We start from the raw sequence: 23,304 nt of genomic DNA, 5'->3' as shown, positions 1-23,304 counted from the left end.
GACCATGCCCGCTCTCGACCGGCAGGACGAGCCGGCGATCGCCGTCCCCACGGCCACCGCCACAGCAGGCCGCATCAGGTACCTGATTCTGGCCATGCTGTTCGTTGTCACCACGATCAACTACGCGGACCGCTCCACCCTCTCCATTGCCGGCGACTCGATGCAGAAGGACCTGCACATCAGCTCGGGCGAGCTCGGTGTGCTCTTCTCCGCCTTCTCCTGGTCCTACCTCATCGCCCAGATACCCGGCGGCTGGCTGCTGGACCGCTTCGGCTCCAAGAAGGTCTACGGCATCGCGATCTTCCTCTGGTCGGTGCTCACCATGCTCCAGGGCGCCATCGGCTTCTTCGCCGGCGCCGCAGTCGTCCTGCTGTTCATCCTGCGCTTCGCCGTCGGCTTCGCCGAGGCCCCCTCGTTCCCCGGGAACTCGCGTATCGTCGCCGCCTGGTTCCCCACCCGTGAGCGCGGCTTCGCGTCGGCCCTGTTCAACTCGGCCCAGTACTTCGCCACCGTCGCGTTCGCCCCCCTCATGGGCTGGCTGGTCACCGCCATGGGCTGGGAGCACGTCTTCACCGTCGTCGGCGGCGTCGGCGTCGTCCTGGCCCTCGTGTGGACGAAGGTCATCTACGCCCCCCGCAGCCACCCGCGCATCAGCGACGGCGAACTCGACCACATCCGCGGTGGCGGCGCGCTGGTCGACCTGGACGCCCCCACCGCCGAGGAGGACATGAGCGCCAGGAGCGCCACCTCCGGCCGGCGGAACCTGCGTCACATCTCCACACTGCTGAAGAACCGCACCACCCTGGGCGTCTTCGTGGGCCAGTACTTCATCAACACCATCACCTGGTTCTTCCTGACCTGGTTCCCCGTCTACCTGGTCCAGGAACGCGACATGAGCATCCTCGAAGCCGGCTTCGTCGCGTCACTGCCCGCGCTGTGCGGCTTCGTCGGCGGTGTCCTGGGCGGCTGGCTCTCCGACCGTCTCGCGCGGGGCGGCACCAGCCTCACCGCCGCCCGCAAGATCCCCATCGTCACCGGCCTGCTGCTGTCGACCACCATCATCATCTGCAACTACGTCACCGCGTCCTGGCTGGTCGTGCTGATCATGTCCCTCGCCTTCTTCGGCAAGGGCATGGGTGCCCTGGGCTGGGCCGTCATGTCGGACGTCGCCCCCAAGCAGATCGCGGGCCTCGCCGGCGGCCTCTTCAACACCTTCGGCGCCGTCGCCGGCATCGTCACCCCCCTCGTCATCGGCTACATCCTCGACGCCACCGGCTCCTTCGACCTCGCCCTCGTCTTCGTCAGCGCCTGCGCCGCCATGGCCGTGGTCAGCTACCTCGTCATCGTCCGCGACATCGAGCGCGTCGAACTGCCGGAGGAGGGGCACGCCCAGCCGAGCGTGACCTGACGGCCGACGCCCGCCGAACGGGAACCCACCACGCGAAGACGCAGCCTCCGGGAGCACTGAGCCCGGGGGCTGCGCCGTCGGCCAACCGTCAGTTACTGCTCTCCAAGTACCGGCCGATGCCGCCGGCGTGTTCCTTCAGCCCGGGCGATGTCGGCGCCGAGCAGCCACAGCCAGGCGGCATAGGCCAGGTCACGCGCGCGAGGGCCGGGGGCGGCCTGGTCGAAGTCGAAGGCGGGGGCAGGAAGGCCGTCGACGAAGGCGACGTTGAGCGGGGAGAAGTCGTTGTGACACACGGTCTCTTCGCCGCCCGCGACCACCGTGCCGGCGGTCGCGTCATGCAGTCGGCGCGGCAACCGCGCGGCGGCGGTGATCTGGGCGGGCGACCAGTCACGTGCCCGGAAGTCGGTCCGGTTCTCACCGTGCTGGAAGCCGAGGATCTCGCGGCACTTGTCATCGGTTCCGAGCAGCCTCGGTGCGGCGTCGAAGCCGACGTCCTCCAGATGCTGGAGCAGCCGGTGCACACCCGGCAAGCACGGACAGACGGGAAGTCTCACGCAACGCATAGCAGGCAAAGATCGCGACAGGGGCGAACATGATTGCGTTGGCCGCCTCCTGCTTGAAAATCATCGCGATCTCATTGGATCCCATGCCGGCCGTCCCGTAGAGAAGACCCTCACCGGGAAGCCAGTAGATGCGATCGAATCGTCCCGTCGGCGAGCCGTCGGGAATCACCGTCACGGCCAGTACGAGCAGCACCCAGACGGCCAGCGAGAATCCGGACGCCGGGCGAACGACGTCGGGGCGCCGAGCCATGAGGAACTCGGCAAGAAAACACAGCAGAACTGCCGCCACGGCCGCAGTCAAGCAGCTGGCGGGCGAGATGTAGAGGACTACTTGCCACACGGAAGTACCCTTTGCTTCGACTGTTTGCTATGCCTGGGGCTGATGGTGGCCATTCGTCTTCCCAGCATGACGGATGGCTGTGACGGCGGCGGGCGGCGCCTGTCCACCGGTCAGCTGTCGCCAGGTGCGGCCCGCGGTGGACCAGCGCTGCTGACGCCGCCTGTGATGGAAGCGCGGGATCAAGCCGGTCTCCGTCAGACACGGGGTCGATTTCAGCAGCGGCGTCAACCGCGTGACGTCGTCACACCGACCGCTCCTGAGGCGATGCCCCCGCCCCTCGGTTCCCGAAAGCCGGATACCCCGGCAGTGGGGTCGCCTCCCAGCCTCCGGCGACCTCGCGCAGCAGCGACTGCATCGTCTCCGTGAGCGCTGGGAAGTCCTCCAGCACGCTCGCCGTCTCCCAGCGGTGCCGCAGCACCTGGCGCCTCGTCGGGGCCGGACGTCGGGTCCGATGGAGCGGCCCGTCCTCCACAGTGCTGCGAGGCAGCAGACGCACCGTCGCGTCCACCGTCCAGACCGCTGTGGCCTGCCGCATGCCGGCCTGCCACACCTCGTCCTCGGCCAGTGCGGGGTACACGCCGACGACCTCCGCGCGGTACGCCTGCTCGATCCCCGCGGCCATCTCGGCCGGCAGGGTGAAGACGCACCAGCAACTGGAGAACGGCATCCGGCAGTACGCGGCCGTCAGGAAGACCGACTGGTAGCAGGCCGCCTCGAAGTCGATCAGCCGTAGCCCCTCCGAGGTGAGCAGGTTGTTGTCGGGACAGGTGTCACCTGGGGTGAAGGCTGGATACGCCCCGCCGCCCGCTGTCCCGATCCGGGCCAACTCCTCGGCAAGGCCCGGAGGGGCCGCGATGGCGACGCGGTCGAGCAGCGCGAGCAGATCAGCGACGTTCCTCGCGATCCACGGCTCGTCCTCCCAGGACAACATGCCCTTGTCGTACCGGGACCACAGCCGCCTGAAATCGGCGCGCCGGTCCGCCGATTCGGCGGCCAGCCTCCCGAGCCCACGGGCCCAGACCAGCAAACCGTCTTCTGCGACGCTCGGATCGTTCCCGAGCAAGACGTCCGCCAGGGTCGGTGCGTTCCCGAGATCCGCCATCACCAGCAAGGGAACATCGAGGTCTACGCCCAAGACCTCGGGACCGGCGATCCCGAGCGACAGCCCGGCGGCCTCAGCCGTGAAGCAGCGCAGGGACTCCGGCTCCTTGCCGAACGCCTTGACGATCACACTGCCGCCGTCGGCCGTCTCACAACGCAACACGGTGCTGCGCGGGCTGCCACCCAGGTCGACCGGGCCGGACAGCTCAGTACCCAGCAGCTCACCGGCAGCGCGCAGGATCGACTCCATCGTGCGCATTCTGCCACCGACGTCCTGGACGCCACAGGTCGCCATCGGACCGCCGGCCATGCTGAAACGACCATCAAGTCTCCGCCGCGGTCCGCTTCGAAGGTCGGCCACGGCGGCGTAGGCGTACGGAGGAGTCGTCCGCGAGACGGTGAAGCAGCACCGCCTCGTACACCGCACGCCCCGGCCCGCGCGCTGCGTCGCGGGTGTCGGCCGCGCACGGTCGGTGAGCCGGGCGATGTCATGGGGGTCGACTGTGGCTGTCGGCGGACTCGGCCGGGTAGGGTCCGCCCGTGAGACTCGCGATCTTCGACTTGGACGGCACCCTGGTAGACCGCACCAGTGCCGTCGCCGACGCCATAACCACCCTCAGCCACGACCATGGCTACGGACCCGAGATCGAGACCTGGCTGCTGACCGAGCTCGCCGACCACGCCGACCGCGCCGACTTCGACCGCCTGCGCGCCGCCTTTCCGATCGCCGAGAGCAGCGATCACCTCTGGCGCGTCTACATCGACCGCATGGCGTCCGCCGTCACGTGCCGCCCCGCCGTGCTCGATGCGCTCACCCGCCTGAAGGACGCCGGCTGGAGCATCGGAGTCGCCACCAACGGGGCCAGCGACATCCAACGCGCCAAAGTGCGGGCCACCGGGCTCGCCGACCTGATCGACGGCATCGCCGCCTCCGGCGACATCGACGTACGCAAGCCCGATCCGAGGCTCTTCGAGCTGGCGGCGGCCCGGTGCGGCACCCAGCTCACCCCCGGCGACTGGATGACCGGCGACAACCCCGAAACCGACATCGCCGGCGGCTACAACGCCGGCCTGCGCACCATATGGGTACGCGGTCGTACCTGGCCCGACGCACTGGACACCCCCCACCACACCGTCGGCGACGTCACCGAGGCGGTCGACTACCTGCTCGCCCACTCCCGGTGAGGACGGACTCGCCCGGGGGGACGTGAGGTGAGCCGAGCCGAGTGATCTGTTCGCCGCCCGCTGGGAGTTGTTCGAGCCGGTCGCGGTCGCAGCGCCGCTGCCGGGGGCTCGGCATCGGCCGGCCGGCCGCCCGACCACGACCCGCGCAGTCCGCTGGACGCGGTCCTCGTCACCGTGAGACCGGCAGCCGCTGGTTCCCCGCACGGCGGACCACATGCGGAGAGCGCCCGCGTGCTGCGCAGGCCGGGCAGGACGTCCCCTGGGCGCCGGGTCACCTCGCGGGCGTGGGACGGCCTGCGGGGAGCACGTCCGCGCAGGTGCCCGGGTGGCCCCAGTGCGTGCGGCTTCCGGCCCGCCGGAGGTGGACGACGGCGTCGAGTCCACCGCCGGGAGCCGCCTCCAGGGTGACCTCGCCACCGCCGGCGCGGGTGAGGTGCCGGACCATCGGCAGGCCGAGGCCCGTGCCGTCGTGGTCGGCGTCGGCGGCTCGCCAGAACCGGTCGAAGGCGCGCTGCCGTTCGGCCTCGCTCATGCCGGGTCCCTGGTCGGTCACATGCAGCTCGGCCATGGGCGGGGTGCGGCCGTCCTCCTTGGGAGCGACGGTCGCCAGCGTGATGGCGGATCCCGGCGGGGACACACGCAGTGCGTTGGAGAGCAGGTTGTCGATGATCTGCTCCAGGGCGCCGGGCACCGCCCACACCCTGACGGCCGCGGCCCCGGAGACGATGAGGTCGACGTCTTGTTCGTCGGCGAAGGCCGCCCAGATCGCCGCGCGATCGGCCACGACGGCAGGGAGATCGACTGCCTCCGGCCTGATCGCGGAGTTCTCCAGCCGGGCGAGCGCGAGCAGCCCCTGCACCATACGACTGAGCCGCTCCAGCTCCCCGAGTGCCTGGTCCAGGCTGTTGTGGGCGCAGGGGTCGAGGTGCGGTTCGAAGTTCTCCAGGCGCAGGCGCAGCGCCGTCAGCGGAGTCTTCAGCTGGTGCGACGCCTCGGAGGCGAACGCCTGCTGAGCCTGGAGCAGGTGCTGGAGCCGGGTCGCGGTTCTCGTGAACGACGCGACGAGGCGGCGCAGCTCCGGGGGCCCCTGGTCGGCGGCCGGTGGATCGGTGATCCGGCCTTCGGCGAGTTGGGCGGTGGCACGTTCGAGGGTCTGGAGGGGGCGGGTGACGGAGCGGGCGAGAGCGAAGCCGATCACGGAGACGGCGGCCAGGACGCCGAGCCCGGCAGCCGCGAGGACCAGCCAGGTGGCGTGGACCTTCGCCGTGATCGGCCCGAGGAGATAGGTGGTCCGCACGACGCAGGCGACGGCGGCGGCGGAGCCGCCCGGCACGGTGACGAAGAGGACGTCGCCGCCCGTGGACGGGTCGCTGCGGGTGCCGACGGCGGGACGGCCGCGCAGCGCGGCGAGGACGCCCGGCTCGGCGGACAGGTCCTTGCCGGCCAGGGTCCGGGCGGCGGTGTCGGTGAGGACGATGCCCCGGCGGTCGGCGACGAGTACTCGGCTGCCGGTTCGCCGCCCGTACGCGCGGGCGAGTTCGGGCAGGTCGGCCGTCAGCCCGTGCTCCATCTTGTCCTCGCAGACCTCCGCGAGCGTCATCGCCCCCTGCTGCGCCGCATGGGAGAAGCGGGACAGCTCGCTGCGGGCGTAGAAGATGCCGAAGGGCACTTCCAGTGCGAGCAGGACGAACAGCATGAGGCTCAGATGGCTGAGCAGCAGGCGCCGCGTCACCGGGGTGTTCCCCCGCGCGCCGGTACCGCGGCGGACGCGGTGCCGGCGTGTGCCGGTGGGACCAGGCGGAAGCCGATGCCGCGGATGTTCTCGATCCAGGCGGAGTCGCCGAGTTTGCGGCGCAGCGCGGCGATGTGGACGTCCAGGGTCTTGGTGGGTCCGAAGAAGTTCGGTTCCCACGCCGTGTCGAGGATCTGCCGGCGGGAGCAGACCGCTCCGGGATCCTCCGCGAGGCAGACGAGCAGATCGAACTCCTTGGGCGCCAGGGCGATGGGTGCCTGGTGCAGACGTACCTGCCGGGTGCGGCGGTCGATGGTCAGCGGGCCGATCCGCTGGACGTCGGGCGTCCTGGTCGGTGCCGGGTCGTCCGAGGGATCCGGTTCCGTACGGCGGGGGTCCGCGCCCGCCGGCCGGGCGCGGCGGGTGACGGCACGGATCCGGGCGACGAGCTCCCGTACGCCGAAGGGCTTGGAGACGTAGTCGTCCGCGCCCAGCTCCAGACCGAGCACCCGGTCCACCTCGTCGTCCCGGGCGGTGATCATGATGATCGGCACGGACGAGCGGGACCGGATGGCGCGGCAGACGTCGAGGCCGTCCATGTCGGGCAGCCCCAGGTCCAGCAGCACCATCTCCGCCTCCGGCACGGCAAGGCCGTCGGCCCCCGTTCCGGCGTGTTCGACGGTGAATCCGAAACGGCGCAGCCCCTCCATCAACGGCAGGGCCACCCGGTCGTCGTCCTCGATCAGCAAGACACGCATGCCGAAAGGCTCACAGACCTTTGCCACAGGGTGTGGAGCAAACGCCGGAACCTCCCCCGAGCCGGTGATCCCGCACGCTCGGCGTAACCGCGGAAGAGTGCGTCGACGACGACATCCAGGACATGGACAGCGGGGAGTAAGCGGGGAGTTAAGGCCGCGGGCGGCGCGGGTGCGGTCGCCCAGGCGACAGCGGGAAACCGATACAAGGGCGGACCGCGTACGAGGAAATCACTGCCGGCGGAATCGGCTGGGGGTGGGGAGGAAAACCGCCGCATCGCAGATATCCGGGGATTCCCGCTGTATGTGCTCTGGCAATTCGCTTGATCGTCTTCCCGTAGCGTCGGTCGCACGGCCGGTGCCACCGGGGCACCGTGCGGCACGCACCCCCACGAGCACCTGGGATGTCCCATGCCCCTTGATGAACTACGCCTCGCGCGCCCGGACCTGGTGGAGCCCTTCACGACCGCGCTCCCGGGAGCGCGCGCCACCGTGCTGGGCCGGCTGTGGGGGGCCTTCGCACGAGAACCCGTGCCCGGTGTCCTCGGGCGCCGCCGGGACGCCGGCGCCCTGGTGGTCGAGCTGCGGCGAGGCGGCACGCTCTCGGCGGTCGAGTCCAGCGCCCGGCCGTTCGCCGAGGTGCCCGACGACTTCGCCGTATCCGGGCCGGACGGGCCGATCGGCGGGCCGGTGGAGTTGCTGGCCCAGCTGGACCTGCGCACCCCCGCCGCGGAGCGTCTCGCGGCCGAGCTGGACAACAGCGTCGTCAACCTGGCCCTGGCCCGGGCCGCGAACGCCGGAGGAAGGGGCGCGCCGGAGGACTCGGCGGATGCCGAGCAGGCGGTCGTCGACGGCCACCCGCAGCACCCCTGCTGCCGGACGCGCACCGGCATGTCGATCGCCGACGTGCTCGCCTACGCACCCGAGCACCACCCGGTCGTCCGGCTGGCGCTGCTCCGCGTCCCGGCCGACCGCTGGCGGGGGGCCGGGACCTGGCCGCGGCACCTTCGGGACGGCGACACGGTCCTGCTGCCGCTGCACCCGTGGCAGCGGGACCACGTGCTCGTGCGCCACCCCGACCTGACCGTCGTGGAGGAGACGATCCCGGCCCGGCCGCTGCTGTCGATGCGCACCCTGGTGCCCCTGGGCGCCCTGCCGGGCTGCCACATCAAGACCGCCCTCGACGTCCAGGTCACCAACTACCGACGCACCATCTCCCCGGCCGAGGTCGCGGACGGGCCTCCGCTGTCCGACCTCGTCTCGGCCGTCGTCGACAAGGCCGGGTACGGCGGAAGCCTGCGCGTTCTGCGGGAGCTGGGCGGTGGCGCGGTGTGCGTCGACGGGCAGCCGTCGGCGAGCCTCGCGGCGATGGTCCGGGAGTCGACCGAGTGCTGCCTCGACGCCGGGGAGATCGCGGTTCCGCTCACCGCCGTCCACGCGACCGGAGCCGCCGTGGTGGCGGGGGACCCGGTGCGCTGGCTGTCGGACTTCGCCGGGCTGATCCTGCCGCCCGCGCTGACGCTGCTGTCCATGGGCGTGGCACTGGAGGCCCACGGTCAGAACACCCTCGTCGTCCTGCGGGACGGGCGGCCGGTGCGGGTGCTGTACCGGGACCTGGACGGCGTACGGGTCAGCCCGCGCCGCCTGGCCCGCTGCGGCTTCACCCTGCCTCCCCTGCTCGGCACCCGCGCGGGCGACGACGTGGAGGCGCTGCGCACCAAACTGTTCGGCGGTCTGATCAGCGGAGTCTTCAGCGAGCTGGTCGACGTGCTCAGCCGGACGCGGGGGGCCGATCCACGAGTGCTGTGGGGCGTGGTGGCCGAGGCGGGCCGCCGGGTGTACGCCGGCCTGCCGGAACAGGGGGACGAGGCCGCGTTCCTCGGCGACACCATGCCCCTGAAGGCGACCATCGCCATGCGCCTGGCCGAGGACCCGGGCAGGGCGCGGTGGGCGCCCGTCCCCAATCCCCTGGCGCCGTGCCGTTGAACTCCGACATCGACCACCGTCCCCCTGGAGCGACCGTATGACCACCGGCACTGCCCCCGGCACCACCACCTCCGGCGCGAGCGCGCCCGTCACGACAGCCGACACCGTCACTGCGCACACACTGCTCAACTGCCTGATCCGTGAGGTCTCCGCCCCCGAACACCAGGTGACGGTCGACGGCGACCACCTCCTGCTCCGGCTGCCGCGCCACGGGATCCTGCTGCGTTCCCCGCTGCGCCGGGTCTCGCTGATCGGAGCGCACCGCTTCGAGGGCCCGGTACAGCGGCTCGACGACGACGCCTGGACGGCCGTGAGCTGGAGAGAGCTGGCCGGTTACATCCGACACGAACTGGAACTGCGCACGGGTGTCGCCAACGAGGAGTTCCTCGCCCAGGTCGCCGACAGCCGGGAGACGATCCGCACCGCGCTCGAAGAGCGGGCGGGCGCGGCACCGCACACGGACCCGTACGTGGCGTCGGAGCAGTCCCTGGTGTTCGGCCACCGCTTCCACCCCACTCCCAAGTCCCGCACCGGCGACCCGGCGGACTGGCTGGCGTACGGCCCGGAGACCGGCGCGCGTTTCCGCCTGCGCTACCTGGCCGTACGCCGCCACCTCGTGCGGGAGGAGGGCGAGCTGCACGAGCTGGACGCGCTGCACCCGGCGACCGACCCGGAATTCGCCATCCTGCCGGTGCACCCCTGGCAGTTCCGGCTGCTCGGGGAGCACCAGGCGCTGCGCGAGGCCATGGCTCGCGGCGATGTGGCCGACACCGGGGTGAGCGGACCGGAACTGGTGCCGACCGCGTCGGTGCGCACGCTGTACGACGTCGAGAGCGACACCTTCCTGAAGTTCAGCCTGAACGTGCGCCTCACCAACTGCGTGCGCAAGCACGCCAGTTACGAGCTGTCCGGTGCCGTCGCCCTCAATCGCCTGCTCCGGCCCGTCTTCACCGGACTCGCGGGTCGCTACCCCGGGTGCGCGCTCCTGGCCGAGCCCGGCTACCGCACACTGGACACGGCCGGCGACACCGCCCTCCTGGAGGGTCTCGGCGTCATCGTCCGCTCCGGCCTGCGCCGCCACCTGCGTCCCGGGGTGACGCCCCTGCTCGCCGCCGCGGTGGCGGACGAGTACCCCTCCGGCGCGGCGCACGTCTCCCGTCTGCTCGCCCGCGGTGACGGGGACGTACTGGCCTGGTGGGACGCGTACCTGCGGCTGCTGCTGCCGCCGGTGCTGGCCGCCTACTTCGAACACGGCGTCGTACTCGAACCCCACCTCCAGAACGTCGTCGTGGGCGTGCGCGCGGACGGTACTCCGGCACAGATGTTCTTCCGCGACCTGGAGGGCACCAAGCTCCTGCCCGGGCGCCACGAGCGCGCCCTCGCGGATCTGCCCGAGGACGTCCGCGGTCCCCTCACCTACGACCCGGAACGTGGCTGGAACCGGGTCGCGTACTGCCTCCTGGTCAACCACGCGGCCGAAGTGCTCGGCGCCCTGGCCGACCTCGACCCGACCCTGGAGCCCGCCCTCTGGGGCCTGGTCCGCGACCACCTCCACGCCTACGCCCGCACCGCCGCCCAACCGCCGCGCCTGCGCGCCCTGCTGTCCGGAGTACCTCTGCCGGCGAAGGCCAACCTGCTCCTGCGCTGGTCCCGCAAGGCCGACCGGCACGCCACCTACGTCCCCCTGACCAGCCCCCTCGGCGCGGACTTCCCCCGCGAGGCGATCCGGTGAGGGCCGCCCTGCTGGACCACGTCGTCCGGCTGACCGACGACGACCTGCCCGCGTACCTCTACGACCTCCGGGCCCTGCGCGAGCACGTCCACGCCGTCCGGGCCGCACTGCCGGACCGTGTCGGGCTGCTGTACGCGGCCAAGGCCAACGCCGACCCCCGGGTCCTCGGGACCCTGGCCGGTCACGTCGACGGTTTCGAGGTGGCCTCCGGCGGCGAACTCGGCCATGTCCGCGCGCTCCTTCCCGACGCGCCGGTCGCCTTCGGGGGCCCCGGCAAGACACGGACGGAACTGGCCCACGCGCTCGACGCCGGAGTGGAGCGCCTGCACATCGAGAGCGAACACGAACTGCGTCTGCTCACCGGCCTGTTGGGCGGCCGGACGGTCGACGTCCTCCTCCGCGTCAACCTGCCCGTCGACCTGCCCGTCGATCTCGACCGGGCCGGCCTGGTCATGGGCGGCCGGCCCAGCCCCTTCGGCATGGACCCCGCGCGGCTGGACCGCTGCCTGGAGCTGATCGCGCCCGTCCCCGGCATCCGGCTGCGCGGCCTCCACTTCCACCTGGCCAGCGGCCTCACGGCCCCGGCCCACCTGGCGCTCGTCGACCGGATCCTGGCCTGGGCCGGGGACTGGGCGGCGCACCGTCGCGGCGTGCGCCTGTCCGAGGTGAACGTCGGAGGGGGGATGGGCGTCGACTACGCGCACCCGCACCAGAGGTTCGACTGGCCCGCGTTCGGCGCCGGACTGCGTCTGCCCCTGGCCCGCCACCCCGGTCTCACCTTGCGGATCGAACCCGGTCGTTCGGTCACCGCCTACTGCGGGTGGTACGTCACCCGGGTCCTTGACGTCAAGTTCAGCCGCGGCCAGGCGTTCGCCGTGCTGCGCGGCGGCACCCACCATCTGCGCACCCCGAGCGCGAAACAGCACGACCAGCCTTTCGAGGTGATCCCCGACGACGTCTGGCTGAGCCCCTGGGACCGGCCGGAGGTCCGCGACGAGCCGGTGACGCTGGTCGGACAGCTGTGCACACCCAAGGACGTCCTGGCACGCCGGGTCAGGGTCGCACGGCTGCGCGTCGGCGACCGGGTCGCCTTCGCCATGGCCGGCGCCTACGCCTGGAACATCTCCCACCACGGCTTCCTCATGCACCCCCACCCGACCTTCCACCACGTCGACGAAGCCGAGGCGCCCGACCCGGGCGCGTACGCCCGCCGACTGTCATGAGCGCGGGCCCCCGCCTGCCGGTGAAGGCCGTACTCACCGTCCGGAACGTCCGTCGCTACCTGCTCGGACAGCTGACGTCCAACATCGGCACCTGGATGCAGCGCGCCGCCCAGGACTTGCTCGTCCTGCGCCTCACCGGCGACAGCGGCGGCGCGGTCGGCATCGTGACCGCACTACAGTTCCTCCCCCAGACGCTGTTCGGCCTGACCGGAGGCGTCCTCGCCGACCGGTACCCCAAGCGGCGGCTGCTGCTGCTCACCCAGGCGGCCATGGGGGCGCAGTCGCTGCTGCTCGGACTGCTGACCGTCACCGGGGAGGTGAATCTGCCGTCCGTCTACGCGCTGGCCTTCGCCCTGGGCACCGCCACCGCCGTGGACGGCCCCGCCCGGGGCGCCTACCTCTCCGAACTGGTCGCGCGCGAGCTCGTGACCACCGCGGTCAGCCTGAACTCCGCCCAGTTCAACGTGGCCCGCGCCGTCGGCCCCGCCCTTGCCGGCCTGACGGTCGCCGCCTTCGGCACGGGCCCGGTGTTCCTCGTGAACGCTGCCTCGTACCTGGCCGTCCTCTACGGCCTGATCACCATCAGGACGGACGACGCGGGCGCCCCGGGCGAGCGCGGCCGGCCCCGCCCCGGCCGCACCCGGCCGCGCGACGCCTTCCGCCACATCGCCTCCACGCCCGGACTGCTCCTGCCGCTGGTCCTGATCGCCTTCGTCGGCACCTTCGGCCTCAATTTCCAGGTGACCATCTCCCTGGTGGCGATCACGGCCTTCCACACGGGCGCCGCCGCCTTCGGCTGGCTCTCCGCCGCGTACGCCCTGGGCAGCCTCGCCGGCGCGCTCTACGGGGCGAGCCGCGGCAGGCAACCCACGGCACGCCGTCTGACCACCGCCACGGTCGTCTTCGGGGCACTGGAGACCGCACTGGCTCTGATGCCGGGCTACGGCACGTTCATGGTCCTGCTGCTGCCCACCGGTTTCGCCGCGGTGACCGTGACCACGACCGCCAACGCGCTGACACAGCTCCATGCCGACCCGCGCCTGCGGGGCCGCGTCATGTCGGTCTACTTCCTGGTCCTCCTCGGCGGCACTCCGGTGGGCGCCCCGCTGGTCGGCATGGTGTCGGACGCCCTGGGCGTCCGCTCCACCCTGCTCCTGGGCGGCGTGATCTCGGCCTCCGCCGCGCTCGCGCTCCCCGTCCTGATCCCGGTGATGACCGCGAGACGCCGTCCGAAGGCCGGATCGACACCGCCCACGACGGCCGCGGCACCGGCGCCGAGGTGACGCGCACGCCACCTCGGCCGACGGAAGCCCCGGCCGGTGCTGAACCCTCCGCGGGGTGTGATCGTGACGGGCGCCCCCCGGCCGGCGCGCCGCGTCGGTTTCCGTGTCCCTTCAGCGTTTCAGGGCGTACACGTACCTGGTGCGGTACTTGCCGGGGTGGGTGTCGTCGTCCCCGGGCGCGTACTCGCCCAGGGTCCACAGCACGTCACCCCGGGCGTCGTAGCTGAGGTCCTCGGGTCCGGGCGGGAGTTCCCAGGTGGTGCCGGCCGGGCGCCAGCTCCGGAGCTCGCCGTTGCCGCTCACGCCGTGGCCGACGTTCAGGTAGTAGCGTCCCCTGACACTCACCGCGCCCTGGACCGACCGGGGTCCCGGGTAGACGATCGGGACGCCCGACGTGCCCCTGGCCAGCAGACCCGTTCGCGGGTTCAGCGGCCACCGCGCGATCCTGGGCCGGTGGCCGTCCTGCGACCACTCGCTCACCACCAGGCGGTGCGTCGCCTGCGAGCGGTCCAGCGCGACCTGGGAGTAGGTGAAGCCGCCTGCCGTGTCGCGGTAGGTCAGCACCTGGGGCAGGACGTACGCGTAGCCGTCGGCGCTGTAGTAGCCGTCCTGGAACCCGAAGCGGCCCTGGTTCCGTGCGGCGGTCCGGACCCGCAGCATGTTCTCCAGGTTGAAGACCCGCAGTCCGACGCGGGTGTCGGTGACGTACAGCCACTTGCCGTACCAGACCAGGCCGCCCGCGTGCACATGGACGGCGCGGAACCCCGGGTCCCGGCCCTGCATCACCGGTTCGGCCAGCAGGGCGTGCCAGTACCGGACGGGACCGGAGGCCGGCACGTGCACCAGGCTGATCCGCGTGCCCTCCGCACGTGCCCCGGGGTGGGCGTCCCAGGACACCAGCAGCACGGTGGCACCGGGGGATCCGCCGAAGGCGTCGTAGTTGCTCGTGATGCCCTGGGGTCGCCAGTTCCGGGTGAGGAAGTCGTCGTCCGCCCAGCGGAATCCGGTCTTCAGGCGCGGGACGCGCCGGGGGTCGGAGGGGCGGCCGACCGGATAGGGCACCCGGCTGATCCTCGGGCCGGTGCGTTGCGGGCTGCTCCGTACGATCTCGTTGGTCGACACCCGCCAGAGGCCGACCCGGTCGCCCTGCCGCGCCGCGCGGTCGTTCAGGCGTTGGATGACGGCCCAGTACCTCTGCCAGGTGTCACCGGGGTCGAGTCGGCGGGCGGTCTCGGCGGCGTACGCGGCCGGCGACGGGAGCAGTTCCCCCGCCGCGGCGGCGAGGGGTGCCACGGCCATGCCCCGGAGGAGGGCTCTTCGTAAGGTGTCCATACCCGGTCAAGGTAGGCAGAGCACCCCTCCCTGCCTATGGTGCCCATCGGTTTTCGGACATCGGCCTCTGCTGCCGAAGAGCAGGCGTAGACGCATCGCCAAGCAGGCCTGCACTCAGCGCTAACGCAATCCGTGGTGCTGCCACTTACCGTGAAACGCGTACGCCAGCGAGTGGAACCGATATCAGCACAGGGGGATTCATTTTCGATGTACACACGTACTCTCGCCCGCACGGCGGTGGCCGTCTGCGCCGTCGGTGTCGTGTCAGCCATGGCCATGGCACCGGTTTCGGCGACGGGAAATGCCTCGGTGTACACCAACGGCACGGAACGGGGCCGGGTGCACTACTGGAGCGGCACCGACGACTTCCGGGTCTCCGACACAAGCTGCGACGGCCGCGGCGTCTATACCGAGTACCAAAGGGCCCAAGCGAGCACGGTGAGGCTGCATCACAAGGGAGGCTGCGGCACGCACGTGGACGTCAACCGCAGCTTCGCCGGCGGCCAGACGATCAAGTACCGCGTCTGCGTCGACGTTCCTGTCGCCCGTGACATCTGCGGTCCGTGGAAGCGGGACACCACGGGTTGACCTCGCCCCACACCGGCTCTAGAAACAGGCGCCGCGGCCCCGGATGCCGACGGCGCGAAGAAGAAGGGGGAAAGAATGAACCGCGTGAAGAGGAATCTGGCCGTCGCGGGCCTCGCGACGTCCTCGCTCGTTCTGGGGTCTTTCGTGATTCCTGGGACGGCATCGGCGGCACCGGCTCGCTGCAATGAGGTCTTCTACTTCAAGGTGACCAAGTTGGGCCGCCCGACGTACAAGAGCATCGGCCCGACGGTCAGCAAGAGGAACGCCGCCTCGACCACCTCCACCCTCAAGTACGCGATCCGGACCGACACGACGCGTTCGTCCACCTATCACCGCGAGGCCGGCGGCAGCCTGGACTGGGGGATCGGCAAGGTGGAGGCGAAGACCAGCTACGACATCACCAAGACCGTCTCCAAGGGCAGGACGGTGACGAACACCTTGAAAGTGGGGCCGGGGAAACGCGGTTACACCAAGCCGATGGTCGAGTACCGCAAGTTCATGATCGACGAGTACGTCCAAGGGGAGGATTGCCAGCATTGGCTCTACAAATCCTACGGAGTACTGAAAGGCATCACTTCCTCGGTCCACTTCGCGGAATGCGTCTCCAAGGATCCGTGCACCCCGAAGCCGTAGCGTGAGGCGCGGCACCGCGTGGCGATCGGTCGGGCGGAGAGGTGAGCGTCCCCGCCCGGCCGATCGGCCGTCGTGGCGCACACGATCGCGAGCCTTGACTCACCACCGGCCGAACCAGGCCCTGGGGCAGCCCCGCTAGGGGCTGAAGCACTCTCTGCCGGAATGCTCGGCGGACGCGTAGTAACAGGCACGGAGGCGGGAGGGCTGAGGGGCGGCGATCATGGGAGTGGTGACGAGGTCCTCGATGGCGGAGCGCCGCGTCACCGTGTTGCCGCGGGAGCGCCGGCCCGGAGAACTGATCTCGATGCGGAAGTCGGCGTGGGTGGGCCGGGCACGGATCCAGCCTGCCTGGCACCGGGGGCTGAGGCGCAGTTCGAGGCGCGTCCCGTCCGTCGCGGTGTAGGACGCCAGGGTCTTCGGGTCCTCGCACGCGGTGGTCCTGGGGTCACGGCCGGCACACGACGTCAGCCGGCAGATCGGCGGGAGGGACGCCGTGGATGCCGGGGCGGCGTTGTGGGACGTGTGGTAGAGCGCGGCCGGAACGATCATCATGGCCGAGGCGAGGAGTACGCCGATCACCGTGACGACGGGGTGTGCGCCGATCATTTCGGAGGCGGCCGGCAGGAGGGCGTGTACGGGTCCGGGCGTCCGCCGCGGTACCGGCTCCGGAACGGGGCCTGGTGGTCGGAGCGCGGCCTTGCTCGACACGTACCCGGCGGAGGCGGGGAAGACCTCTCCCGGCGCGGTGATGTCCAGGTCACGTCCGCTCCAGACCGCTTCGGCGCGCGCCCACCGTTCCAGGATGCCGGCGTCGGACGACCGCACGGCCAGGCGGAGGGCCTCGACGGCGTGCCGGGGTGGGAACTGCTTGCCGTTGAGGTAGCGCTCCCAGGAGGATTTGCTGATGGCGGTCAGCTCGGCCAGTTCCGCCAGCGTCAGTCCGCTGCGGTCCTTCAGTTCCCGCAGCCCCTCGATCAGGCTCGCGCAGACCTCCGGCAGAGTGGGAGGCAGTGGGCGCGGGCGTGTTCCCTTCGCGTACTTCCTCATCGTCGAAACCCCCGTTCCGGCTTTCCGGTCAGTGATCACCGCACATGCCGCAGCAGGCGCCAGGTCTCCTCTCCCACGACTCCGTCGGCGGGTATGTGCCCCTGCCCTTGCAGCCGTTCGACCTGGGTCTGTGTGCGGGCCCCGAAGTACCCGTCGACATCGCCCGGGGACAGCTTGTGGCGGAGCAGCAGGCACTGCACCTCCGCGGCGTCCGGACCGGTGCTGTTGAGCATCACCCGACGGGACGACGTGGTGCTGTTTCCGCCGAACAGCAGATCGCCGCGCCGTGTGTAGTGGCACTCGTACTTTCCGGCACCGGAGCCGGATCCCCCTGCCGAACCGGGTGCCGGGCGGTGGGTGTCGAGGACCAGCGCCACGGAGAGCACGGCGGAGAAGAGGACCGTTCCCACGGCCAGGGACAATGCCGCGACGCGAATCCGCGGGCCGCCGGTGCCCGGACCGTTCTTCGCCCGTTCCGGCTGGTGCCCGACGGCGGAAGTGCCGTCCTCAGCCGTCTTCCACGTCTTCTCCGCGGCATCGCGCAACGCCAGCAGGGGACCGACATCCTCGTCGGCGATCCGGGCCAGCGCCTCGACTGCCGATGCGGGAGGAAGGGCCGTGCCGTTGAGATACCGGGCCCATGACGAGGCACTGAAATAGGTCTTCGCCTGGAGGGCTTTCAGCGTCAGCCCGCTGTGGTCCTTCAACTGCCGCAGCGTGCTGACGAACCGCCGCCCGTTGTCGTCCAATGACGGGGGCAGTGCTTTCCACCTCACCGTGCTCCTTCCCGCGGTGCCGCTTCTGCCGAGTATGGCCAGTGCCGGCGTCGGTGCGAGGGCTTCCGTATGTGCACACTTGCGCACGGACAGATTCCGGTCATCGGCGAACCCGGACGCGCCGGGGCGGGGGCCGAGCGCTCCTCGGTCACCGGCGAGAAGCCGAAGGGCTGTCCCGGGACTTCGCAGCGTCGGGTGAATCCGCAGGTGACCGGCCTGAGAAATCCCGGGACGCCGCTGGGCACCCCAAGCGCTGGTGGTGCGGCCATGCCGACGCCATGCTCGTTTCCGGTGCGGATCGCCACGGACGCCGCGCTGACATCCGCCATGAAAGGGGACCTGATCCATGCGTGTTTCGCCGCGCCCCCGCAGGGCTGTTTTCTTCTCCGCAGCACCCATCACGCTCAATTGCGCGGCGGACGGCTGTTCGAAGACCTGAAGCAATTCGACCGGCTCTGCCGCAACGGTCCTTCCACTGACGGAGTCGTCGGGCCCTACGGGCGGGATGCGCGGCAGCCGGAAATTCAGTCAGCGGGAATCCACGGGAAAGGAACCGACATCATGCTCACCACTAGTCAGAGGCCCCGCCGGAGCCTGGGCGCGTCCGTGCTCCTCGCCACGGCCCTGGTCGCCGGCATCACGGCGACCGACGTCACCACTGCCGCGGCGACCGCCTTGCCCGGCGCCGCGCGTGCGGGCTCCACCACCGACACCGCCGTGCGGGCGTCCTGGCCGACGGTCAAGTCCGGCCAGCGCGGCGTGGACGTGGCCACCGTACAACTGCTCCTGACCGCACGGGGCTACACGCTCGCCGCCGACGGGATCTTCGGTTCGGGTACCGCCGCGAAGGTCAAGTCCTTCCAGCGGGCGAAGCACTTGACCGCCGACGGCATCGTCGGACCCAACACCTGGACCAAGCTGGTCATGACGGTCAAGTCCGGTTCCAGGGGTGCGGCCGTGAAGGCCGTGCAGCGCCAGCTCACCGACAACGGCTACGCCGTCACCGCCGACGGGGTGTTCGGTTCGGGTACCGCCGCGAAGGTCAAGTCCTTCCAGCGGACGAAGCACCTCACCGCGAACGGCGTCGTCGACGTCCAGACGTGGGCCGCCCTGGTGAGGGGCGGGGGCGGCGCCGGTGGCGGCGGCAAGCTCAGTGACGCGCAGGCCGCGGCACGGCTGAGGGCGGCGGGCATCACCCGTTCCTCCTCGGGCAACTGCACCAACCGCCACAACAAGAACTGCACCAGCCTGCAGGACATCCGGGCCCGCACTGTCGACGGGGTCATCGCACTGAAGCGGAAGAGCGGCTGCCGGATCGTCATCACCGGCGGCACCGAGGTCGGCCACGCGGGGGGTACGTACAGCCACTGGAACGGCTACAAGGTCGACGTGGCCCGCACCTCGTGCGTCACCGACTACGTCCACGCGCACTCCAGCAAGCACCACAAGCGCGGTGACGGCGCCTGGGTGTGGCGCGTCACCTCCGGCGGCAGGACGGTCACCGACTACGCCGACGAGAACTGGGCCAACCACTGGGACATCACGTACTACTGATGCCTTCCCGAGGTGCCCGGCCTGCCCCGGATACCGGCCGGGCACCACCTCTCCCGCCCCGGGCTCCACCCGCCCGCGCAGGCGGTCACCGGGACATCACCCACCACGGCGGCGGCCCCGCCGCCGGCTCCTGACCCCCGATCCGACGTGGAAAGGCACCCCCATGAAACACCTCGCAACCGTCCTCCTGGGCACCGGAGCGCTGCTGGCCGGCGGCCTGGTCGCCGCGCCCTCCGCCTCCGCCGCCACCCATTGCCTCGGTTCCTCCTGCAACGGCCTGAACCCCGGCAGGACGACCTGCGCGGACGACGCCCGCACCGTGGCCGAGGGCACCGGTCCGGTCACGGCCATGGAGCTGCGCTACAGCCCCTCGTGCCGGGCCGCCTGGGGCCGCTTCAGGATCAGCGCCCCGTCCGGCTCCAAGATCGTGATCAAGAACAGCCGGGGGAAGCAGTACACGACGTACGGCAGCGGCCACTTCTTCAGCGTCATGGTCAGCGACAAGAACGTGAAGGCCTGGGCGTGCGGTACGTGGAAGGCCCGGGGCTCCCACAACGTCGACTGCACCGGCAGCTACTGACGGGCGGCACCGGCCGGGCGGCGGTCCTGCCCGGGTGACTCGGGGTCTGTCCGTCCTGTGCCCCTGTCCCGTCACCGGGGGGCGAAGGCCGGATGCAGGTGCTGGCGGGCCAGCAGGTCCTGTGGGCGGTCGCGGTCGCGGACCAGGTACGGGACGCCCTCGTGGACCAGGACCTCGGCAGGACAGCCGTGGCTGAGGAACAGGGTGGGCGAGGCGGTGGGCCCGTACGCGCCGGAACGCAGGATGCCTATGAGGTCCCCGGGGCGCAGCGCGGGCAGTTCCACGTTCTTGCCCAGCAGGTCGTTGGGCGTGCACAGCGGGCCGGTGATCTGCCAGCGTTCGGTGGGAGCGGCAGCCGCGCGGTTCAGCAGCCGCGTGGGGAAGTTCCGTTTGACGAACGATCCGATGCCCACCGCCGCCATGTGGTGGTGGGTGCCACCGTCGGTGACGGCGAAGTTCTCCCCCATGGAGGTCTTGGTGTAGCGGACCCGTGCCATGTAGGTCCCCGCCAGGGCGGTGAGGTAGCGGCCGAGTTCCATGATGACCCGGGTGCCGGGGTGAGCGGCCCTGAAGCGGTTGACGAGGGGCGCGAGGTCGAGTGTGGTCAGGTCCAGGTCGCGTTCGTTGTCGAAGTAGCCGACGCCCAGGCCGCCGCCGATGTCCACGATCTCCAGGGGGAAGCCCAGAGCGGACGCGATCCGGTCGGCCAGTTCCAGGATGCGCGCGGTGTTCTCGGCGACGACCTCCTCGCTCAGGATGCGGGTGCCCATGTAGACGTGGACGCCCATCAGCCGTACGCCCGGGTACTTGGCGGCGAGGTCCGGATGGTCGAGGAGTTGCGCCTCGTCGAGGCCGAACTGGCGCGGACGGCCGCCCATCGTCAGCTTCGAACCCTTCACCGTGAAGGAGGGGTTGACGCGCAGGGCCACGTCCACCGTGGTGTTCCTGCGGCGGGCCAGCTCGTCGATCGCCTCCAGCTCGCCGAAGGACTCGCAGACGATGGCGCAGATCCCCGCTTCGACGCAGGCGTCCAGTTCCTCGAAGCTCTTGCCGGGACCGAGGAAGATGATCTTCTCGGGTGGGATTCCGGCCCGGCGTGCGGTGTGGAGTTCCGTGAGCGAGGAGACCTCGGCGCCCGCGCCGGCGGACGCGAAGACGGCGCAGACCGAGACGTTGGGGTTGGCCTTCAGGGAGAAGAAGACCTCCGCCTCTTCGGGCAGGATCCCCCGGACCGCGGTGAAGTGGTCGGTGAGCACCCGTGAGTCGTACACGTACAGGGGTGTCCCGAAGGTCTCGGCCAACTCCGTGAAGGCGACGCCCTGCACCGTCAGGCCCTCTGACATGTGAAACCCCTTCGTCCGCATCCGGTCGTCGTCCGGTTGGCGACGGCTTGTCCTGGTCACGCGGCGCCGAGCTCGCGCGTGATGGTCGCGGCCAGCCCGGTGGGGGTGGCGTCCTCGAAGACCACGGTCAACAGCTCCGAACCGAGCTGATCGGCCTCGACAGCGCCGCTGGGCCGGTACCGCTCCGTCAGTCGCGTGATCAGTTCCACGGCGCGCAACGAGTCGCCGCCCTCCTGGAAGAAGTCGTCGAACGGTCCGAGCGGGCGGCAGGAGAGAAGCGCACCCATTTCCTCGGAGACGACGGAAACAACGTCCTTCTCTGTGTCACTCACAAAGATCCGAGCCCCTATCCGACATCGCCGTTGCGCAGTACAGGGATTGCTTGTCATGGCTGACACGATCGGGCCCGCGCTGCCCCTCACTGCCGCTCCACGTGCCGGACCCGCGCCCGCGTGTACTCCAGTAGCCCCCAGCGGCCGTACTCGACGCCGACGCCGGACGATCGTGTTCCGCCGAAGGGGACGTCGTGCCGCAGTTCACCGTGGGTGTTGACCCAGGTGGTCCCGCAGTCGAGCAGGGCCGCGACCTCGCACGCCGTGGTTTCGTCCCCCCACACCGAGCCACCGAGTCCGAACGGTGTGGCGTTGGCGCGGGCGACCGCCTCGGACACGTCGTCGTAGGCGATCACCGGGATGACAGGACCGAACTGCTCGTCGGCTTCGAGGCGCGTGCCCGCCGGCAGGTCCGTCAGGACGGTGGGTGCGTAGAAGTAGCCGGGCCGGTCGAGCGGGGTTCCGCCGGTGACGACCCGGGCGCCCGCCTGCCGTGCCTGGGCGACCAGCGCGGAGACGTGGTCGCGCTGCTCCCGGCTGACCACCGGGCCCAGGTCGGTGCCCGGCACCGAGCCGTCGCCGATGGTCAGTGCTTCGGCGGCGGCCACCAACGCCTCGACCAGCCGCCCCTGCTGCCGCCGTGACACGTACACCCGCTTGATCGCCGCGCAGAACTGTCCGGCGTTCACCATCGAACGCCGGAAGATCTGCCCGGCCACGGCGGCAAGGTCGGTGTCCGGCAGCACGATGCAGGCGTCGTTGCCGCCGAGTTCCAGCACGACGTGGGTGAAGGACTCGGCCGCGGTCCGCGCGATGCGGCGGCCGGAATCCACCGAGCCGGTGAACGAGACCATGCGCACGTCCCGGTGGCCGGTGAGCGCCGCGCCCACGTCGGCGCCGCCGGAGATGACGCTGAGGACACCGCCGGGCAGACAGGGGCCGATGACCTCCCCCATCCGCAGCGTGGACAGCGGGCACACCGGTGAGGGCTTGAGTACGACGGTGTTCCCGGCCAGCAGCGCGGGCGCGATCTTGACCACCGACAGGATGACCGGGAAGTTCGACGGGGCGATCGCCGCCACCACACCGCGCGGTACCCGTTCGACGACGACGTCGGCACCGGTGTCGTCGGCGGCCCGCTCCGGCGGACCGAGGGTCAGTGCCGCGGTGTGACGGAACCAGTCGCACGCCAACCGCACCTCCGCCGTGGCCTCGTGGAGGGGCTTGCCCTGCTCACGGGTCAGGAGCCCGGCGATCTCCCCGGCGTGCGCGCTCAACGCCGCGCCGCAGTCGCGCAGCAGCCCGCGGCGTGTGTCCTCGCCGAGCGCGCGCCAGGCCGGCCAGGCGGACGCCGCCGTGCCGACCACGGCATCCACTTCGTCGGGGGTGCAGGCCGGGGCGTCGGCGAAGACCTCGCCGAACGCCGGATTCTCCACCGGTATCCGCCCCGAGCCCGCGATCCGGCTGCCGGCCGTCGTCATCGTCACCGTCACCCGTCCAGTGTCGGCAGCCGTGGCCGGCCGGGGGAACTCCTCGTTGTGTCATGCCCTTAGGCGCGCTCGGTGGTGCCTTGCCCGGCGGCCGGGGCCCCGCCAAAGCTGGGGGCCCGGACGAGAAGGGGAGGTCATGTCGCTGCTCGACGCCCACACGGCGGAGGTCCTCGGGATCTCGCACGGGGCCTGTGCCGGCCCGGTCGGGACCGCCGTCGACGCCCGGCAGGCGCGACGCCCGCACCGGCGGGTCCGCCACCCCGCCGGACCGTGCCCCGCCCGGCTCGTGGACCGTACGGCCGCGGGCACCTGGCATGTCCC

21 protein-coding genes are annotated in these 23,304 nt (G+C 71.1%); 10 read left to right on the top strand and 11 right to left on the bottom strand.

The features are described from left to right. Positions 1 to 4: 4 nt before the first annotated feature. Positions 5 to 1,408 (top strand): MFS transporter, encoded by a 1,404-nt coding sequence (locus tag IE273_RS30255; RefSeq protein ID WP_229887701.1) that lies wholly within the window; start codon positions 5 to 7, stop codon positions 1,406 to 1,408. Between the two features lie 92 nt (positions 1,409 to 1,500). On the opposite strand, the gene IE273_RS30250 is transcribed toward IE273_RS30255, so the two are convergent. The 3 genes from IE273_RS30250 to IE273_RS30240 all read right to left on the bottom strand — a co-directional run bounded on the left by IE273_RS30250 (position 1,501) and on the right by IE273_RS30240 (position 3,773). Then, positions 1,501 to 1,929, bottom strand: a complete 429-nt coding sequence (locus IE273_RS30250) for a phosphotransferase (protein ID WP_229887712.1) — start codon at positions 1,927 to 1,929, stop codon at positions 1,501 to 1,503. Continuing rightward, on the bottom strand, positions 1,859 to 2,260 hold the full coding sequence (locus tag IE273_RS30245; RefSeq protein WP_189818345.1) for a hypothetical protein: 402 nt from the start codon (positions 2,258 to 2,260) through the stop codon (positions 1,859 to 1,861). Before IE273_RS30245 ends, IE273_RS30250 begins: the two co-directional genes overlap by 71 nt. 292 nt (positions 2,261 to 2,552) lie before the next feature. Continuing rightward, a complete protein-coding gene (locus IE273_RS30240; RefSeq protein ID WP_229887699.1) occupies positions 2,553 to 3,773 on the bottom strand; it encodes a hypothetical protein in 1,221 nt (406 codons plus the stop codon). Positions 3,774 to 3,952: 179 nt separating this feature from the next. On the opposite strand from IE273_RS30240, the gene IE273_RS30235 reads away from it, so the two are divergent. Further along, complete coding sequence (locus tag IE273_RS30235) at positions 3,953 to 4,597, top strand: HAD family hydrolase (protein WP_189818344.1); 645 nt, start codon at positions 3,953 to 3,955, stop codon at positions 4,595 to 4,597. A gap of 271 nt (positions 4,598 to 4,868) precedes the next feature. Here IE273_RS30235 and IE273_RS30230 read toward each other — a convergent pair whose 3' ends face one another. Together IE273_RS30230 and IE273_RS30225 are read right to left on the bottom strand one after the other, a co-directional pair. Continuing rightward, positions 4,869 to 6,329, bottom strand: coding sequence for a sensor histidine kinase (locus tag IE273_RS30230; RefSeq protein WP_189818343.1), 1,461 nt, complete (start codon positions 6,327 to 6,329; stop codon positions 4,869 to 4,871). After that, positions 6,326 to 7,087 carry a response regulator transcription factor gene (locus IE273_RS30225; protein WP_189818342.1) on the bottom strand — a complete coding sequence of 254 codons (762 nt, stop codon included), beginning with the start codon at positions 7,085 to 7,087 and terminating at the stop codon, positions 6,326 to 6,328. Before IE273_RS30225 ends, IE273_RS30230 begins: the two co-directional genes overlap by 4 nt. 408 nt (positions 7,088 to 7,495) lie before the next feature. Here IE273_RS30225 and IE273_RS30220 point away from each other — a divergent pair, with 408 nt between their 5' ends. From IE273_RS30220 to IE273_RS30205, 4 genes are read left to right on the top strand one after another with little or no spacing between them, the layout of a single operon-like run. Then, positions 7,496 to 9,070, top strand: a complete 1,575-nt coding sequence (locus IE273_RS30220; RefSeq protein WP_189818341.1) for an IucA/IucC family protein — start codon at positions 7,496 to 7,498, stop codon at positions 9,068 to 9,070. 37 nt (positions 9,071 to 9,107) lie between these two features. Continuing rightward, complete coding sequence (locus tag IE273_RS30215; protein ID WP_189818340.1) at positions 9,108 to 10,802, top strand: IucA/IucC family protein; 1,695 nt, start codon at positions 9,108 to 9,110, stop codon at positions 10,800 to 10,802. Continuing rightward, the gene (locus IE273_RS30210; RefSeq protein ID WP_189818339.1) at positions 10,799 to 12,025 is read left to right on the top strand and encodes a type III PLP-dependent enzyme; all 1,227 of its coding nucleotides are present in this window, start codon (positions 10,799 to 10,801) and stop codon (positions 12,023 to 12,025) included. The genes IE273_RS30215 and IE273_RS30210 overlap by 4 nt, the downstream gene beginning before the upstream one ends. Beyond that, a complete protein-coding gene (locus IE273_RS30205; protein WP_229887698.1) occupies positions 12,022 to 13,308 on the top strand; it encodes an MFS transporter in 1,287 nt (428 codons plus the stop codon). The genes IE273_RS30210 and IE273_RS30205 overlap by 4 nt, the downstream gene beginning before the upstream one ends. Before the next feature lie 111 nt (positions 13,309 to 13,419). On the opposite strand, the gene IE273_RS30200 is transcribed toward IE273_RS30205, so the two are convergent. After that, the gene (locus IE273_RS30200; RefSeq protein ID WP_189818338.1) at positions 13,420 to 14,607 is read right to left on the bottom strand and encodes a hypothetical protein; all 1,188 of its coding nucleotides are present in this window, start codon (positions 14,605 to 14,607) and stop codon (positions 13,420 to 13,422) included. 303 nt (positions 14,608 to 14,910) lie between these two features. On the opposite strand from IE273_RS30200, the gene IE273_RS30195 reads away from it, so the two are divergent. After that, positions 14,911 to 15,228 carry a hypothetical protein gene (locus IE273_RS30195; RefSeq protein ID WP_189818337.1) on the top strand — a complete coding sequence of 106 codons (318 nt, stop codon included), beginning with the start codon at positions 14,911 to 14,913 and terminating at the stop codon, positions 15,226 to 15,228. A gap of 75 nt (positions 15,229 to 15,303) precedes the next feature. Next, positions 15,304 to 15,861, top strand: a complete 558-nt coding sequence (locus IE273_RS30190) for a hypothetical protein (RefSeq protein WP_189818336.1) — start codon at positions 15,304 to 15,306, stop codon at positions 15,859 to 15,861. A 135-nt stretch (positions 15,862 to 15,996) separates the two neighbouring features. On the opposite strand, the gene IE273_RS30185 is transcribed toward IE273_RS30190, so the two are convergent. Both IE273_RS30185 and IE273_RS30180 read right to left on the bottom strand, forming a co-directional pair. After that, positions 15,997 to 16,908 (bottom strand): helix-turn-helix domain-containing protein, encoded by a 912-nt coding sequence (locus IE273_RS30185; protein WP_189818335.1) that lies wholly within the window; start codon positions 16,906 to 16,908, stop codon positions 15,997 to 15,999. Between the two features lie 35 nt (positions 16,909 to 16,943). After that, the gene (locus tag IE273_RS30180) at positions 16,944 to 17,684 is read right to left on the bottom strand and encodes a peptidoglycan-binding protein (RefSeq protein ID WP_189818334.1); all 741 of its coding nucleotides are present in this window, start codon (positions 17,682 to 17,684) and stop codon (positions 16,944 to 16,946) included. 561 nt (positions 17,685 to 18,245) lie between these two features. Between IE273_RS30180 and IE273_RS30175 the strand changes: the two genes are divergently transcribed. Next, the gene (locus tag IE273_RS30175; protein ID WP_229887697.1) at positions 18,246 to 19,238 is read left to right on the top strand and encodes a peptidoglycan-binding domain-containing protein; all 993 of its coding nucleotides are present in this window, start codon (positions 18,246 to 18,248) and stop codon (positions 19,236 to 19,238) included. Between the two features lie 163 nt (positions 19,239 to 19,401). Next, positions 19,402 to 19,818, top strand: coding sequence for a DUF2690 domain-containing protein (locus IE273_RS30170; protein ID WP_189818333.1), 417 nt, complete (start codon positions 19,402 to 19,404; stop codon positions 19,816 to 19,818). A 71-nt stretch (positions 19,819 to 19,889) separates the two neighbouring features. Here IE273_RS30170 and IE273_RS30165 read toward each other — a convergent pair whose 3' ends face one another. From IE273_RS30165 to IE273_RS30155, 3 genes are read right to left on the bottom strand one after another with little or no spacing between them, the layout of a single operon-like run. Further along, positions 19,890 to 21,161, bottom strand: coding sequence for a type III PLP-dependent enzyme (locus IE273_RS30165; RefSeq protein WP_189818332.1), 1,272 nt, complete (start codon positions 21,159 to 21,161; stop codon positions 19,890 to 19,892). A 56-nt stretch (positions 21,162 to 21,217) separates the two neighbouring features. Then, positions 21,218 to 21,550 (bottom strand): acyl carrier protein, encoded by a 333-nt coding sequence (locus IE273_RS30160; protein ID WP_189818331.1) that lies wholly within the window; start codon positions 21,548 to 21,550, stop codon positions 21,218 to 21,220. A gap of 29 nt (positions 21,551 to 21,579) precedes the next feature. Next, positions 21,580 to 22,986, bottom strand: a complete 1,407-nt coding sequence (locus IE273_RS30155; protein WP_229887695.1) for an aldehyde dehydrogenase family protein — start codon at positions 22,984 to 22,986, stop codon at positions 21,580 to 21,582. Positions 22,987 to 23,304: the final 318 nt, after the last annotated feature.

It is taken from the genome of Streptomyces olivaceoviridis (genome assembly GCF_014650115.1).
GTDB classification, from domain to species: domain Bacteria; phylum Actinomycetota; class Actinomycetes; order Streptomycetales; family Streptomycetaceae; genus Streptomyces; species Streptomyces olivaceoviridis.
The sequence above is the reverse complement of the archived record's forward strand: the minus strand, read 5'-3'. Positions and strand labels throughout refer to the sequence as shown.

Bases quoted from the DNA above. Each gene is read 5' to 3' on its own strand.
- IE273_RS30255 (WP_229887701.1), top strand. From the start codon at position 5: ATGCCCGCTCTCGACCGGCAGGACGAGCCGGCGATCGCCGTCCCCACG.
- IE273_RS30165 (WP_189818332.1), bottom strand. From the start codon at position 21,161: ATGTCAGAGGGCCTGACGGTGCAGGGCGTCGCCTTCACGGAGTTGGCC.
- IE273_RS30195 (WP_189818337.1), top strand. From the start codon at position 14,911: ATGGCCATGGCACCGGTTTCGGCGACGGGAAATGCCTCGGTGTACACC.
- IE273_RS30220 (WP_189818341.1), top strand. From the start codon at position 7,496: ATGCCCCTTGATGAACTACGCCTCGCGCGCCCGGACCTGGTGGAGCCC.
- IE273_RS30175 (WP_229887697.1), top strand. From the start codon at position 18,246: ATGCTCACCACTAGTCAGAGGCCCCGCCGGAGCCTGGGCGCGTCCGTG.
- IE273_RS30200 (WP_189818338.1), bottom strand. From the start codon at position 14,607: ATGGCCGTGGCACCCCTCGCCGCCGCGGCGGGGGAACTGCTCCCGTCG.
- IE273_RS30170 (WP_189818333.1), top strand. From the start codon at position 19,402: ATGAAACACCTCGCAACCGTCCTCCTGGGCACCGGAGCGCTGCTGGCC.
- IE273_RS30160 (WP_189818331.1), bottom strand. From the start codon at position 21,550: ATGACAAGCAATCCCTGTACTGCGCAACGGCGATGTCGGATAGGGGCT.
- IE273_RS30185 (WP_189818335.1), bottom strand. From the start codon at position 16,908: ATGAGGAAGTACGCGAAGGGAACACGCCCGCGCCCACTGCCTCCCACT.
- IE273_RS30215 (WP_189818340.1), top strand. From the start codon at position 9,108: ATGACCACCGGCACTGCCCCCGGCACCACCACCTCCGGCGCGAGCGCG.
- IE273_RS30205 (WP_229887698.1), top strand. From the start codon at position 12,022: ATGAGCGCGGGCCCCCGCCTGCCGGTGAAGGCCGTACTCACCGTCCGG.
- IE273_RS30190 (WP_189818336.1), top strand. From the start codon at position 15,304: ATGAACCGCGTGAAGAGGAATCTGGCCGTCGCGGGCCTCGCGACGTCC.
- IE273_RS30225 (WP_189818342.1), bottom strand. From the start codon at position 7,087: ATGCGTGTCTTGCTGATCGAGGACGACGACCGGGTGGCCCTGCCGTTG.